The sequence below is a fragment of the Streptomyces sp. NPDC046939 genome (assembly GCF_040644575.1).
Lineage (GTDB): Bacteria > Actinomycetota > Actinomycetes > Streptomycetales > Streptomycetaceae > Streptomyces.
In genome coordinates this window covers 1-13,159 of sequence record NZ_JBEYWV010000005.1, presented here as the reverse complement: position 1 = coordinate 13,159, position 13,159 = coordinate 1, and the positions used below count along the sequence as shown (strand labels likewise).

Below are 13,159 nucleotides of genomic sequence, written 5' to 3'. Positions count from 1 at the left end.
TCGCGGGTACGGTCGGCCTCCTCATCAGTGGGCCCGGCCGAGCAGGGTGTCGGGCAGGTCGCCGGCGGCGACCCGGGCGGCCAGCGCGGTGAGGGGCTGCTGGGTGGAGCGGGCGTGCCCGCGCAGGAGCCGGAAGGCTTCGTCAATGGTGACCCGGCGCCGGGCGGCGAGGACGCCCTTGGCCTGCTCGATGACGATCCGGCTGTCCAGGGCGGTCTGCAACTGGCGGATGACTTCCTCCCGCTCGGCGACGTCCCGGCGGTGCGTCAGCGCGAGGGCGGCGGCGTCGGTGAGGATCTGGGCCAGCTCCAGGTCCCGGTGATCGGGCAGGGGGGGGCTGGTGCTGAGCAGGTTGAGCGCACCCAGCATGAGGTCGGGGGTGTGCAGGGGTACGGCCGCCACGGCGGTCAGTGAAGCGGCCAGGGCGCGCGGTGTGAAACGCGGCCAGCGGGCGGCGGCCTGCTCGCTGTCCAACAGCATCACCGGCAGCGGATCGTGGCTGCGGGCGCTGTCGAGACACGGGCCCTCGTCCAGGTCCAGTTGGTCCTGCTGGAACCGGCGGCACAGTTCGTCGGAAGCGGTGAGATAGGCGACCTCGCCGCTGTCGTCCAGCACGGTGATCCCGGCCCGCGCGGGCAGGAAAGCGGCCGCGTAAGCGGTCAGATCGTGCAGCAGCTCCAGCACATCGAGGTCGGGAGGGCGGCCCACCAGGTCGAGTACCGCCCGCGAGATGTCCAGTTCACGCGTGGTGACCATCGTGGTCCGCCTCCGCCCCGTCGATGTCCTCGTCTCACATCGCAAGGTCAGGGCGACAACACGCGCACGGTTTCGGCGAGGCTGCCCGGCCCGGTCGGCACGACCGGCTCACGGCAGGCTGACGCCGTAACCGTCACGCTACTCCTCCTGCCGGTACCGGGCACCGTCGCGTCGCGCGGGTTACGCCGCCTGCGTCCGGCCCGCGTCCGGCAGGTGGCGCTCGAAGTCCATGTGCGGGAAGAGTTCGCAGGCCGAGCGGAGCATGCGGAGCGCCTGGGGGCTCGGCGCGGTGACGGTGACGTGGACGGGGCTCGGCGACAGGTCGAGCAGGTGCAGGCCGGCGATGTCCACGAACGGGGCGTCGTGCAGGTCCAGGACCACGCGGGTGACCTCGGAGGGAAGACCGGTCAGGCGGGCCCGGAGCTGGTCCAGGGAGTCGAAGTCGATGTCTCCGTGCGGGGTGAGCGTGACGCTGTCACCGTCGAGTTCGGTGGTGATGTTCATGCGGCGCCCCCTTCCGGGGGTTGAAGAGCCCGTCGCCGACACGGCCCGGGGTGGGGGCCGGCGACCACGGCGGGTGCCGGATGCCCGTGAAGGGGGCAACGTCCGGTTCCCAAGGAGTCGGCGTTCTTGGCATACCGGCTCAGTCTCGCGTCCCCCTACCGTCGCACAGCCGACGGGGCGGACGCCAGGAAAGTCCTTGCCGAACGACTCGAAAGTGTCGGGGACAACACTCCGCGGGGCCCACGGGCGATTACGGTGCTGACGCTCAACGTTCAAACAACAGCGATCAGATGTACAACCATTCGTCATGTCAAGCGGTCGAACCCGCACAAGAAAGCTTCCCAGAAGTGGAGTTGGCCTGTGCGTCTTCGTCTTCTCGTCACCGCTGCCGCCGCGTCCATGGCGGTGACCGGCCTCACCCTGCCGGCCGCCGGCGCGGCGGGCGCCGCGCCCGCGCTGCGCGGCGACTTCAACGGTGACCACTACCAGGACCTCGCCGTCGGCGTGCCGGACGCCACCGTGGCCGGAAAGGCACAGGCCGGTTATGTGAACGTGGTCTGGGGAGGCCCCGGCGGCCTCGGCTCCAAGGGCTCCACGACGATCAGCCAGAACAGCCCCGGCGTGTCCGGCGGCGCGGAGGCGTACGACCGTTTCGGTGCCGCCGTGGAGAGCGCCGACACCGACGGCGACGGCTACGCGGACCTGGTGGTGGGCGCACCGGGCGAGGACATCGCGCCCGGGACCACGGACGGCGAAGGCATGGTCACCGTCGTACGGGGCGCACCCGGCGGTTTCGCCGACGGCTACTCGGTGGCCAAGGGCGCCGGTCAGTTCGACAAGATCGGTGAGCAGCTCGCCCTGGGCGACTTCGACGCCGACGGTGATCTCGACCTCGCCATCGGTGTGGCCGGTGACGAGAGCGGCTCCCTCGCCTGGCGTCCGGGCCCGCTCACCGCCGCCACCCCGGACACCGTCTCCCGCATCACCGGACTCGGGATGAACGGGCGCGTACGCGACCTCGCCACCGGCGACTTCGACGGCGACGGCGTCGACAACCTGGCCGTCACCTGGCGCGCCCTGGAGAACGCCGCCGTCGACGTCTACACCTGGGACGCGGCGGACAAGCCGGTCAAGAGCTGGACCACCCCGGACTACGGGCAGTCCCTCGCCGTCGCCGACCTCGACCGCAACGGCGTCGACGATCTCGCCGTCGGACTCCTGCATTCCAACCCGGACTCCGAGGACGGCCGCTCCAAGTGGTGCGCGGACCTCAGCGGCGGGGCCGTCCTCACCCTGCACGGGGCGAAGGGCGCGGGCCTGGGCGGCAAGTTCGACTGCCTCACCCAGTCCAGCCCCGGCGTCCCCGGCAGCGCCGAGGCGGGCGACGACTTCGGCTACTCCCTCGCCGCCGGTGACACCGACGCGGACGGCTACCCCGAGCTGGCCGTCGGCATCGACACCGAGACGATCGGCAGCGCGAAGGACGCCGGCATGGTCGTCGTCCTCAAGGGCACCGCTGACGGGCCCGTCACCGGCGGGTACGGCTTCAACCAGGGCAGCGCCGACGTGCCCGGGACCGTCGAGGCGGGCGACCGCTTCGGCAGCGCCCTCGCCCTCGGCAACTTCAGCTCGGCCTCCCGGGCCGACCTGGCCGTGAGCGCACCGCAGGAGAACGTCGACGCCGGCGGGGTCTGGTCCTTCCCGCACGCCCAGGCCGCGGGCTCCCGCGCCCTGTCGCCGACCAGCCTGAACCTGACCGGCGCGCGCAACTACGGCTCCGTGCTGGCCCGCTGACCCAGCGCCGGAAGCGGACCACCCCCGTACGTTCATGTGCGGGGGTGGTCCGTCCGTCTCCTTCACCGCGCCGACACCGGCACCGGTCACGCGCTTGTCAACGGTGCTTGACGCCGGTCCGGGCGCCGGGGGCGAGGGTGGGCTCGGTGACGGGGACGTCGCCCAGCGCCTCGTCGACGGCGGCGAGCAGGTCGTCCGGCAGCTCGACGCCGGACGCGGCCGCGTTCGCGTGCACCTGCTCGGGACGCGACGCACCGGTGATGGCGGACGCGACCTCGTCGCGGCGCAGGACCCAGGCGAGCGCCAGGGTCGGCATGCTCATCCCGGCCTCCTCGGCGATCGGCACGAGCCGCTGGACCGCCTCCAGCGTGGCCTCGTTGTAGACGAGGTCCTTGGAGACGGCCATGTCGGCGGAGGCGAACCGGCTTCCCTCCGGTACGGGCTGCCCGGGCAGGTACTTGCCGGTCAGCACACCCTGGGCCAGCGGGGACCAGACGATCTGCGAGATGCCGTTCGCGGCACACAGGCCGAAGACCTCGGCCTCGGGGGCCTGCCACAGCATGGAGTACTGCGGCTGGGACGAGACGAACAGATCGGGGCCCGCGACGTCGATCGCGGCGCGGATCTGTTCCGGGGTCCACTCGCTGAAGCCGATGTAGCGGGCCTTGCCCTGGTCGACCACCTTCTGGAACGCCTCGACGATGTCCTCGACCGGCACGGAGGGGTCGAAGCGGTGCGCCTGGTACAGGTCGACGTAGTCCGTCCTCAGCCGGGTGAGTGAGGCGTCGATCTGCTTGGCGATCTGCGCCGGTGACAGGCCCTGGTCGGCCGGGTCGTCCGACATCGGGAAGTAGACCTTGGTGGCGAGGACGTACGAATCGCGGGGGCGCGAGGAGAGGATCCCGCCCCAGGCCGTCTCCGCGGCGCCCCGACCGTAGACGTTGGCGGTGTCGAAGAAGGTGATACCCGCGTCGAACGCCGCCTCGGTGCAGGCCCGGACCTTGTCGGCCTCGACGCCGCCGGAGTAGGTGAGCCAGGATCCGAGCGAGATCTCCGAGACCTGAAGGTCCGAGCTGCCGAGTGTGCGGTACCGCATCGTTGCTCCCTTGCTGCTTGGTAGGACCAGTGCGGGACCGGCATGTGTGCTAGGTCACGACACTCCGAGGGGCTCGGCGAAGAGTGTGTACGTGCCGGTCAGTTGCAGCAGACGGGACACGCCGGGGCTGGCCGAACGGATCGTGACGTCCTTGCCCGTCTCGACGGCCGCCTGGCGCACCCGGAGCAGCACTCCCAGGCCCACGCAGTCGCAGAAGCGCAGAGGCTCCAGATCGAGGTCGACTCCCTGGGGCGCCTCGTCCAGAGCGGAACGCAGCTCGCGCTCCCAGCCCGGACCGGCGTCCATGTCCGCCTCGCCATGTACGGCCACGACGGCGCGCGCTCCTCGCTGACGCACCTCCACGCTCGGCCCCGTCCCCGCGGACGGCGGCTCAGCGGTGGCGCACGGCGAAGCCACGCAGTTCGCGTATTCCGGCACAGCCACCCCCATGTTTCGATGTCGAGCGGCGTCCAGGATCTCTGGAAGCTCACTTCACGTCAACATATACACGAAATCGATGTCGTGTTTTCTGTGTCGGGTGAAGTTCGTAGACTGGTCCCCATGCAGGCACGAAGTGAATCGCACATTGGATGGACCTTCCTGACCAACCACGCACGCGTACTGGCGGCCATCGCCGACAACCGCCACGTACGCGTGCGCGACCTAGCCGTGCACTGCAGGCTCACCGAACGCGCGGTCCAGCGGATCATCACGGACCTGGAGGACGCCGGTTACCTGTCGCACGTCCGCGAGGGCCGCAGCAACATCTACGCGATCGATCCCGCCAAGGTGCTGCGCCACCCCGCGGAGGCCGACGTCCCGGTCGCCTCCCTGCTGTCGGTCCTGGTCAAGGACGAGGCGGACCGCTCCCAGCTGGTCGAGCAGGGCTGACGGACGCGCACCCGAAGGACGCCGCCGGGGTGCGGATGGTCACCGGTCGGTGATGTGTGCGGTCAGGCGGGCCAGTAGGGGGACGCAGCGCCGGAGGCTTTGCCGCTCGTCCGGGTCGAGCGCGTCGCGGATGGCGCTGTTGAGCCAGTCGGCGCGCTGCGCGCGTTCCCGCTGAAGACGCTCGCGGCCGCTGTCCGTGATGTGCAGCAGCAGCTTGCGGCCGTCGGTCGGGTGGGGCTCGGCGCGCACCAGGCCGTCAGCGAGCAGCATCTTCGCGGACTTCGCGGCCGCCTGGTGGCTCACACCACGAAGCTGGGCGAGGTCCGCCGTGGTGCGGGGACCGCCGCGGTCGAGGTGACCAAGAAGGGCCGCCTCTCCTGCCGGCATGGTGTCGGCGGCGCGTACCGCGCGGACCAGTTCACCGATCACTTGCCGCAGGTCTTCGGCGAGGGCGTCGTCTTCCATGCCGCACACCTTACCCGGACATGTGTAACCTGGTTGTACAACCGGGTTACACACATACGTCCCGCTGGGGGTTCGAGGTCATGTCCATACAGCTCACGAAGTTCGGCCACGCCTGCGTCCGGCTGGAGAAGGACGGCCGCCGCCTGGTCATCGACCCGGGCGGGCTCACCGACCCGCACGCGCTGGACGGCGCCGACGCCGTCCTGGTCACCCACGAACACTTCGACCACTTCTCCGAGGAGACGCTCCGCGCGGCCGCCCGGGACAATCCAGCACTGAGGATCTGGACCAACACCTCCGTCGCCGAGAAGCTGGACGGCCTCGGCACCCGGGTCACCGCCTGCGGCGAGGGGGACGCCTTCACCGCGGCCGGTTTCGACGTCCAGGTCCACGGCACATGGCACGCGCCGATCCACCCGGACATCCCGCGCATCGGCAACATCGGCTTCCTGGTCGACGCCGCCCTCTTCCACCCCGGCGACGCCCTCACCGTCCCGGACACCACCGTCGACACGCTCCTGCTCCCCGTGCACGGCCCCTGGTCCACGACCGGACAGCTCATCGACTACGTACGGGAGGTCTCCCCGCGACAGACCTACGCCGTGCACGACGGCGCGCTCAACGACATCGGCGCGAGCATGATCAACGGTTTCCTGGGCGAGGACGGCCCGGGCACCGGGGCCCCGTACCGCCGTCTCACCGCAGGCGCGTCCGTCGACATCGACTGAGCGAGGCCGCGAGCCGCCCCCACCGGCTTACGACGCACGCTGGAGGCGCCCGGTCAGGCACCTCCAGCGCAGATCACTCACCGACGACTACCTCACGCACCGACCCCGGGCGTCAGGTGCGGGTCCAGTGCTGGTTGCTCCCGTTCGAGCAGGAGTAGAGCTGGATCTGGGTGCCGTTGGCGGTGCCGTTGCCGACGGCGTCGAGGCAGAGGCCGGACTGCACGCCGACAATGGATCCGTCGGAGTTGAGGCGCCACTTCTGGTTGTCGGCGCCCCAGCAACTGTAGATCTGGACCTTGGCGCCGTTGCCGGTGCCGGCGGCGTCCAGGCACTTGTTGCCGTAGACCCTGAGTTCACCGGCGTCGGTGTACGTCCACTGCTGGTTGGTGCCGCTGTTGCAGTCCCACAGCTGGACCTGGGTGCCGTCGGTGGTGCTGGAGCCGGGCACGTCCAGGCAGCGGCCCGAGCCGACGCCCTTGACCTGTCCGCCACCCGTGGGGGGCGTGGAGGTGCCGCCGTTCAGCGCGTTGAGGACGGCGCTGTACGCGGCCTTCTTGCTCCCGTCACCGTTGAACAGCAGCGGCGTGTCACCCGAGCGCCAGGAGTCGGTGTCGCGCACACCCCAGACGGTGATGCCGAGGCAGCGCGCGACGGCCAGGCAGTCGTTGGTGACGGCGGCGTAGGTCGTGGGCGAGGCGCCCTGGATGTCGAGTTCGGTGATCGCGACGTCGACACCGAGCGCGGCGAAGTTCTGCAGGGTGGTGCGGAAGTTGCTGTTGTACGGACTGCCGCTGTTGAAGTGCGACTGGAAGCCGACGCAGTCGATCGGGACGCCGCGCTGCTTGAAGTCCTTGACCATGTTGTACATGGCCTGCGTCTTGGCCCAGGTCCAGTTCTCGACGTTGTAGTCGTTGTAGCAGAGCTTGGCGGCGGGGTCGGCGGCGCGGGCGGTACGGAAGGCGACCTCGATCCAGTCGTTGCCGGTGCGCTGGAGGTTGGAGTCGCGCCGGGCGCCCGAATTGCCGTCGGCGAACGCCTCGTTGACGACGTCCCACTGGGCGATCTTGCCCTTGTAGTGGCCCATCACGCCGTTGATGTGGTCGATCATGGCCTGGCGCAGGGTGCTGCCGCTGAGGTTCTGCATCCAGCCGGGCTGCTGGGAGTGCCAGGCCAGGGTGTGGCCACGCACCTTCTTGCCGTTCTGGACGGCCCAGTTGTAGACGCGGTCCGCGGAGGAGAAGTTGAACTGCCCCCGCTGCGGTTCGGTGGCGTCTATCTTCATCTCGTTCTCGGCCGTCACCATATTGAACTCACGGTTGGCGATGGACGTGTACGTCGAGTCGCCGAGCTTGCCCGAGGCGATGGCGGTGCCGAAGTAGCGGCCGCTCTGCGCCGCGGCGGCGCCCAGCGTGCTCTCGGCGGAGTGTGCGGTCGACGGCGTGACCAGCGCGACGACCAGACCGAGTGCGCCGACGACCAGGCTTAAGAACACGTCGCGCATCCTGCGGCGCACACCGGTTCCGGGAAGGGCGTTCAAGCCCATGGCTGTGCCTCCAAGTCGAAATCACATGAGCGGGGCGGGGGTAGCGAACTGCGGCCGCTTGTTCAGACGGGATGATCGAGCGGTTGACGGTGGCGCGTCAACACTTCCCACAGAATAAGTTTCGGCTGTGTTTCCGAAACATGTGATTCTCGACAAGCAACTGGACCGCGCGAGGCGCTACACCAACCGCTTGAATGTCAGCAAAAGCCATAAAAGTGCGCCGAGTTGAGTGACAGCATCTCCCGCCTTCGAAACTTTTCGAAGCTCCGTCCGGCGCGTCAGATGCCCGAGGCGATGGCCCTGCTGACGGCCTTGACCGCCGCCGGAGTTCGCGGGGTGAGGGCGGGGCACGTCTCGCCCGGCATCTGCACGATGGATCGTTCGCCGAGTACATGCGGGTGCCGACGGAGAACGTCTTCCCGCTGCCCGCATCGGCGCGGGACGATCGGTGAACTCGCCGCGGGTGAGACGCTGCTCGTCAGCGGCGCCACCGGCAACCTCGGCAGCAGCGCGGTCGCCGTCGCCCTCGCCATGGGGGCGGGCCGCGTGGTCGCCCCGAGCCGCGCTCGACCTCCTGGCCGACCGCTTCGGTCCCCGGGGGCGCCCGGTCCCGCTGTCCGGTGACGACGCCGCCGACCGCGCGGCGATCTCCGCGGCCGGTGACGGCCCGATCGACATGGTGATCGACCTGCTGCCGCCGAGCGCCCCGAGTTCGGTGACCCGTACGGCGGTCATGACCGTACGCGAGTACGGCCGCGTCGTCCTCATGGGTGGCGTAGGCATGATCCGGCTGATCGCCTCCGGCGCCCTGGACCTCGCACCCGAACGCGTCCGGTCGTTCGGACTCGACGCCGTCAACGACGCCGTCGCCCATGCCGCCGCACATGGCGGCCCGTTCGACCGCACGGTCCTCCGCCCCGGGCAGCCAAGACGTTCTGCAAGCCTTGCTTTCCAGCGAAGCGGGTCTACGTGACCGGGAACCGCCCGGAGCTCGGCTCGTGGAACCCGGACAAGGCGGTGGGCCGGGCGGGCCGACCCGCCCGGCCCTCTCGCATGTGTCTCAGCGCCGGTGCTTGGAAGCCATCCACTGCCACAGGTGTGTGCCATGGTCGCTGGGGTCGTTCCGGGCGACGTAGATCCAGGAGAAGTGGCCGAGGAACTGGTGGCCGTTCCAGATGACGTGGTCGTAGAGCGTCAGCAGAGAGCCGGGGATCACTTCGTGGGCGTGGACGGTGTTGGCCCTCGGGTCCACGGTGGTGTCGTCGGCGGAGGTGACGAGCCAGGTCGGGGTGGTGATGCGGGCCAGTTCACTGTCGGGGATCAGGGGCGGCGCCCCGACCGGGAAGGACGCGACAACGCCGCAGACCGGCACGGAGGCGGCGAACAGGGTGGGATAGACGGTGGTCATCTTCATGCTCATGTAGCCGCCGTTGCTGCACCCGGCGACGTAGATCCGGTCGCGGTCGATGCGGTGCCTGCGCACGACCTCGTCGATGATCTCGCGGATGAGCGGTGCGAAGCGGGGGCCGTCCTCCATCCAGTAGGAGGTGCTCTGCGGAGCGACGACGTAGGCGCCGTCGAAGATGCGCTGCGCCTGCGGGGTGGCGAAGCCGAGGGCTCCCCGGTTGGCTCGCAGCGTGGTCTCGTTGTCGTAGTAGCCGTTCGGCAGGGAGGCTCCCTCGCCGCCGCCGTGCAGCCAGACGATCAGCGGGCGCCCGTCGCGTCCGGAGCGGTGAGGACGGGTGTCGGCGGCGGGTGAGTACAGGCGGTACTTCATTCCTGAGCCGGACACGTGGTGGCTGAAGGCGTCCACCTCGGGGTCGGACAGGCGGGGGTTCTGCACGAAGTTCTTGATGACGACCGAGCGGTGGTCGCGCAGGACGATCGGGGCGCGCTGCGTAAGGGTGTAGGTGAGGTCGAGCATGACGTTGCGGCCTTCGCGGGCCAGGTAGCCGAGCGTCCCGCCGCCCGTCCGGCCCTCGCCGTGGCTCAGTTCGAGCACGATGTCGCCGTGGCGGTCGAGCCGGACGGCGGTCACCGTGCGGTCGAGGTCGTACTCGCCGGAGAGGCTGTCGCCCGCCGGGACGGGGAACGGGCTGGTGGCCTTGGCGTGCACGCCGAAGGTGCCGGTGGTGAGCCCGGCTGGGTCGACCGGGCCGAGCCGGCCGGTTCCGATCGTGATCGAGGTGACCTGTTCGCCGCCGTCGAGCACCTGGGCGTTCAGGGTGAACCGCACGCTGATGTCCCGGCGGTCGTCGGCGTACGCGGAGACGCCGGGCAGGGACAGTCCGACGGCGCCCGCGCCGGCGGCGAGAACGGTGCGACGGTTGAGCCGAGTTGCCATGCGGACTCCTCATGGGTACGAAGACTTCATCGCGGCCGTGTGGTGAACTACGCGCGGCAGCACGGGAGTTGACCGGGCGCCGCACCGTGCAGGATCAAGGGCATGAGTGTCATGGACAAGACATGACACGTGTCAGCCGGAATGCTACCGGCGCCGCCGCGCAGCGGACAGATGCGGGACGATCAAAGCCGTTCCACCGGCCGAACCCTCGCCCCCGGTCAGCCGAAGGGGTGGTTTAGCGCGGAGCGGCCTGCGCGGGTGCGTCCCGTCGCGTGTTCTGAGAGCCGAACGGATCAAGGACACGATCGGTACGAAAGGTACGGAGGGGGCTCGCATGACAAGCGACGCAGGACGTGGCCGAGGCCCGGACGGGCGGGCGGTCCTACTCGTGGCGGGGCTGGCGGATCTGGCGGTGAGCGCCATCGGTTCGGCCGCCGGCACCGTCCAGCAGTTGCTGCGCCGGTCCGACGCGCCCGAGCTGGCGCGGGACGCGCAGCACGATCTGATGGCCCGGGGCCGTATCGCCCTGGACCGGCTCGCCACCGTCCCGCCCGCCCACCTCGAAGTGCTCGCGCAACAGGCCCTCGCGAGACGAGCGGCGTCCGGTGGCGATGTCTGAGCGCTGGGACCGGACCGGCTTCAAGGACCGCGTCGACACCCTCCTCGCGGAGTTCCTGTCCGAGGAGGCCGAGCGGCTGCTCGCGATCGACGCCGCGTTGAAGCCGGTGGCCGATGAACTGCGCGGGGCCGCCGCCCACGGCAAACGATTACGGGCCGCCTTCTGCTACTGGGGATGGCGCGCGGCCGGGCAGCCCGACAACGACGCGCTCCTGCGCGCCGCCGCCTCAATGGACCTGGTCCACGCGGCGACGGTCGTCCACGACGACCTCATCGACGACAGCCCCCTGCGCCACAACCGGCCCACCGCACACATCGCGCTGCGCACCGCCGTCGCCGGTCATCCGCGCGCACGGGGCGCGGCCCGCTCCCTCGCCATGCTGGTCGGCGACCACCTCATGGCGTTGGCGGGCCAGCTGTTCGCCATGAGCGGTCTGCCCGCCGCCTATCTGGCACGAGCCCGCCCCGTCTGGTCCGATCTCGCCCGGGACCTCGTCGCGGGCGAGTGCCTGGAGATCCTGAGCACCGGCGGCCCGCCGGACGCGGGCACCTCGTTGAAGGTCGTCCGGTACAAGACGGCGAAGTACACCGTGGAGCAGCCGCTCCTCATCGGCGCCCTGCTGGCGGGCGCGAGTCCCCGGCTGCGGGACGGGCTCTCCGCGTACGGGCTGCCGCTGGGCGAGGCGTTCCAATTGCGCGACGACCTGCTCGGCCTCTTCGGCGACCCCGGCAGCACGGGCAAGGCGGGCCTGGACGACATCCGCGGCCACCGGCCCACCACGTTGCTGGCCAAGGCGTGGGAGGTCGCCGGCCCCGACCAGCGCGCACGGCTGGGCGAGCTGCTTGGCCGTCATGACCTGACCGAGGCGGACCTGCGCGCGGTCCGTGCGCTGATGCGCGAACTCGAGGCGCCGGAACGGGTGGAGGAGCTCATCGCCGGACGGGTGCGCGAAGCCGTCCGCCACCTCGCCGGGCTCGGCGTCCCCGCGCAGGCCCGGCACGCCCTGACCGACCTCGCGCACACGGCCACTGACCGCGATCACTGACACCGAGGGAACGACCGACATGACCTACGACGAAGCCTCCATGAACGCCCTGCGCCTGGCGGGTGACGAACTCGCCGACGCCGTCGTGGCGACCCTCTTCGAGCGCGGGGAGGTGGGCAAGTTCAACACCTTGATGCGGTACGTCTCCACCGCCGGCGCTCCCCTGCCGGACGGGCTGCCCGACGTCGCGCGCGAGTACCTCCACACGACGGCCGCCCCGCCGGCCTGGGTGGACTGGACGGAGATGGAGAAGGCGCGGCTGTTCTTCATCGACAACAACGTGCACATCTCCACCGCGCTGTCCTTCGCCTCCATGCCCGCCTGCTACGTCGTCCCGCACGTCGCCAAGCTGCTCTCCACGACGCACGGCCTGGACTACCCGTCGCGGCGGATGGCGGAGACAGGACAGTTCACGGTCTACCTGATGCAGCCCGACGCGTTCGAGGCGGGCAGCCGCTTCATCCCCGCCGCGCAGAAGGTGCGTCTGCTGCACGCGTCGATCCGCCACCACCTGAAGCGGGAGGACCGGTGGGACACCCAGGCGCTCGGTACGCCGATCAACCAGGAGGACATGATCGGCGGGCAGATGTTCTTCTCGCTGCTCGTCCTCGACAGCCTGCACCGCCTGAACATCCACATGTCCACGGAGGGCGCGGAGGCGTACTACTACGCCTGGCGCGTGGTCGGCGCGATGCTCGGCGTGGACCAGGACGCGGTGCCCAAGACCCTTGAGGAGGCCCGCGCCTTCCTCGACCTGTACATGGTGCGCCACATGGGCCCGTCGGAGGAGGGCGCCCATCTCACACGGCAGTTGATCGACCTGTACGAGGAGGTCGTCCCGGGCACCTTCTTCGACCCGATCGTCTCGGCCCTGATCCGCTACCTCGTCGGTGACACGTGTGCCGACTGGCTGGAGGTGCCGCGCACGGCCTGGGACCGGGTGGCCCAGGCGGTCCCGGCCCTGCTCGGCGTGTTGGAGAGCATCGAGGACCGCTCCCCGCTCGGCGCCTGGGCGCTTGACCGCGTCGGCCACCTCACCACCGTGCTCGAACTGTCCTCCCTCACCCGCGGCCGGGTCATGCACTACGCCATCCCCGAGCAGCTCAAGAAGGACTTCGGCGTCAGCGCCACCGTGCCACGCACCCAGCGCTGGACCCCGCCCACCTCGAAACTTGGCTAGCCACAAGAAAACACTTGGCTAGCCACGCAATGGCTGCTACGTTTTATGTGTCCGGCCACATATTCGGGTCGGGCGACCGACTCCCAAGGAGACAGCAGCCATGAAGGCCATCGTTTTCGACACGTTCGGCGGCACCGAGGTCCTGCACGAGGCGGACCTGGAGATCCCCCAGCCCGGCCCCGGCCAGGTCCGCG

The 13,159-nt window shown here is 70.1% G+C and carries 13 protein-coding genes and 2 pseudogenes; 8 read left to right on the top strand and 7 right to left on the bottom strand.

Annotated features, from left to right (window positions below):
- Positions 1 to 24 precede the first annotated feature (24 nt).
- Positions 25 to 756, bottom strand: a complete 732-nt coding sequence (locus ABZ877_RS06975; protein WP_361065609.1) for a GAF and ANTAR domain-containing protein — start codon at positions 754 to 756, stop codon at positions 25 to 27.
- A 180-nt stretch (positions 757 to 936) separates the two neighbouring features.
- On the bottom strand, positions 937 to 1,260 hold the full coding sequence (locus ABZ877_RS06970; protein ID WP_361065606.1) for an STAS domain-containing protein: 324 nt from the start codon (positions 1,258 to 1,260) through the stop codon (positions 937 to 939).
- Between the two features lie 360 nt (positions 1,261 to 1,620).
- On the opposite strand from ABZ877_RS06970, the gene ABZ877_RS06965 reads away from it, so the two are divergent.
- Positions 1,621 to 3,054 carry a VCBS repeat-containing protein gene (locus ABZ877_RS06965; protein ID WP_361065604.1) on the top strand — a complete coding sequence of 478 codons (1,434 nt, stop codon included), beginning with the start codon at positions 1,621 to 1,623 and terminating at the stop codon, positions 3,052 to 3,054.
- A gap of 97 nt (positions 3,055 to 3,151) precedes the next feature.
- Here the strand turns inward: ABZ877_RS06965 and ABZ877_RS06960 are convergent, their stop codons facing one another.
- Positions 3,152 to 4,150: an aldo/keto reductase family protein gene (locus ABZ877_RS06960; protein WP_361065601.1), complete on the bottom strand. Its 999-nt coding sequence runs from the start codon at positions 4,148 to 4,150 to the stop codon at positions 3,152 to 3,154.
- Positions 4,151 to 4,204: 54 nt separating this feature from the next.
- Positions 4,205 to 4,480 carry an STAS domain-containing protein gene (locus ABZ877_RS06955; RefSeq protein WP_361065598.1) on the bottom strand — a complete coding sequence of 92 codons (276 nt, stop codon included), beginning with the start codon at positions 4,478 to 4,480 and terminating at the stop codon, positions 4,205 to 4,207.
- Positions 4,481 to 4,711: 231 nt separating this feature from the next.
- Here ABZ877_RS06955 and ABZ877_RS06950 point away from each other — a divergent pair, with 231 nt between their 5' ends.
- On the top strand, positions 4,712 to 5,041 hold the full coding sequence (locus ABZ877_RS06950; protein ID WP_361065595.1) for a helix-turn-helix domain-containing protein: 330 nt from the start codon (positions 4,712 to 4,714) through the stop codon (positions 5,039 to 5,041).
- Between the two features lie 39 nt (positions 5,042 to 5,080).
- Here ABZ877_RS06950 and ABZ877_RS06945 read toward each other — a convergent pair whose 3' ends face one another.
- Positions 5,081 to 5,506, bottom strand: a complete 426-nt coding sequence (locus ABZ877_RS06945) for a MarR family transcriptional regulator (RefSeq protein ID WP_361065591.1) — start codon at positions 5,504 to 5,506, stop codon at positions 5,081 to 5,083.
- Positions 5,507 to 5,592: 86 nt separating this feature from the next.
- On the opposite strand from ABZ877_RS06945, the gene ABZ877_RS06940 reads away from it, so the two are divergent.
- Positions 5,593 to 6,234 carry an MBL fold metallo-hydrolase gene (locus ABZ877_RS06940; protein ID WP_361066366.1) on the top strand — a complete coding sequence of 214 codons (642 nt, stop codon included), beginning with the start codon at positions 5,593 to 5,595 and terminating at the stop codon, positions 6,232 to 6,234.
- A gap of 112 nt (positions 6,235 to 6,346) precedes the next feature.
- On the opposite strand, the gene ABZ877_RS06935 is transcribed toward ABZ877_RS06940, so the two are convergent.
- Complete coding sequence (locus ABZ877_RS06935) at positions 6,347 to 7,777, bottom strand: endo-1,4-beta-xylanase (protein ID WP_361065588.1); 1,431 nt, start codon at positions 7,775 to 7,777, stop codon at positions 6,347 to 6,349.
- Positions 7,778 to 8,103: 326 nt separating this feature from the next.
- Here ABZ877_RS06935 and ABZ877_RS06930 point away from each other — a divergent pair.
- Positions 8,104 to 8,750: pseudogene (locus ABZ877_RS06930) on the top strand (alcohol dehydrogenase); the annotation flags it as partial.
- 87 nt (positions 8,751 to 8,837) lie between these two features.
- Here ABZ877_RS06930 and ABZ877_RS06925 read toward each other — a convergent pair.
- Positions 8,838 to 10,121, bottom strand: coding sequence for a PHB depolymerase family esterase (locus ABZ877_RS06925; protein WP_361065585.1), 1,284 nt, complete (start codon positions 10,119 to 10,121; stop codon positions 8,838 to 8,840).
- A 334-nt stretch (positions 10,122 to 10,455) separates the two neighbouring features.
- On the opposite strand from ABZ877_RS06925, the gene ABZ877_RS06920 reads away from it, so the two are divergent.
- From ABZ877_RS06920 to ABZ877_RS06905, 4 genes and pseudogenes are all read left to right on the top strand, one after another.
- Complete coding sequence (locus tag ABZ877_RS06920; RefSeq protein ID WP_361065582.1) at positions 10,456 to 10,740, top strand: polyprenyl synthetase; 285 nt, start codon at positions 10,456 to 10,458, stop codon at positions 10,738 to 10,740.
- Entirely contained in the window at positions 10,733 to 11,785 is a 1,053-nt protein-coding gene (locus tag ABZ877_RS06915; protein WP_361066363.1) for a polyprenyl synthetase family protein, read from the top strand. Before ABZ877_RS06920 ends, ABZ877_RS06915 begins: the two co-directional genes overlap by 8 nt.
- A gap of 19 nt (positions 11,786 to 11,804) precedes the next feature.
- Positions 11,805 to 12,965 (top strand): oxygenase MpaB family protein, encoded by a 1,161-nt coding sequence (locus tag ABZ877_RS06910; RefSeq protein WP_361065579.1) that lies wholly within the window; start codon positions 11,805 to 11,807, stop codon positions 12,963 to 12,965.
- Positions 12,966 to 13,065: 100 nt separating this feature from the next.
- Positions 13,066 to 13,159 (top strand): annotated as a pseudogene (locus ABZ877_RS06905) (NADP-dependent oxidoreductase); the annotation flags it as partial.

Excerpts from the sequence above, each read along its gene's own strand:
- ABZ877_RS06975 (WP_361065609.1), bottom strand. The coding sequence starts at position 756 with ATGGTCACCACGCGTGAACTGGACATCTCGCGGGCGGTACTCGACCTG.
- ABZ877_RS06970 (WP_361065606.1), bottom strand. The coding sequence starts at position 1,260 with ATGAACATCACCACCGAACTCGACGGTGACAGCGTCACGCTCACCCCG.
- ABZ877_RS06960 (WP_361065601.1), bottom strand. The coding sequence starts at position 4,150 with ATGCGGTACCGCACACTCGGCAGCTCGGACCTTCAGGTCTCGGAGATC.
- ABZ877_RS06950 (WP_361065595.1), top strand. The coding sequence starts at position 4,712 with ATGCAGGCACGAAGTGAATCGCACATTGGATGGACCTTCCTGACCAAC.
- ABZ877_RS06945 (WP_361065591.1), bottom strand. The coding sequence starts at position 5,506 with ATGGAAGACGACGCCCTCGCCGAAGACCTGCGGCAAGTGATCGGTGAA.
- ABZ877_RS06935 (WP_361065588.1), bottom strand. The coding sequence starts at position 7,777 with ATGGGCTTGAACGCCCTTCCCGGAACCGGTGTGCGCCGCAGGATGCGC.
- ABZ877_RS06925 (WP_361065585.1), bottom strand. The coding sequence starts at position 10,121 with ATGGCAACTCGGCTCAACCGTCGCACCGTTCTCGCCGCCGGCGCGGGC.
- ABZ877_RS06920 (WP_361065582.1), top strand. The coding sequence starts at position 10,456 with ATGACAAGCGACGCAGGACGTGGCCGAGGCCCGGACGGGCGGGCGGTC.
- ABZ877_RS06915 (WP_361066363.1), top strand. The coding sequence starts at position 10,733 with ATGTCTGAGCGCTGGGACCGGACCGGCTTCAAGGACCGCGTCGACACC.
- ABZ877_RS06910 (WP_361065579.1), top strand. The coding sequence starts at position 11,805 with ATGACCTACGACGAAGCCTCCATGAACGCCCTGCGCCTGGCGGGTGAC.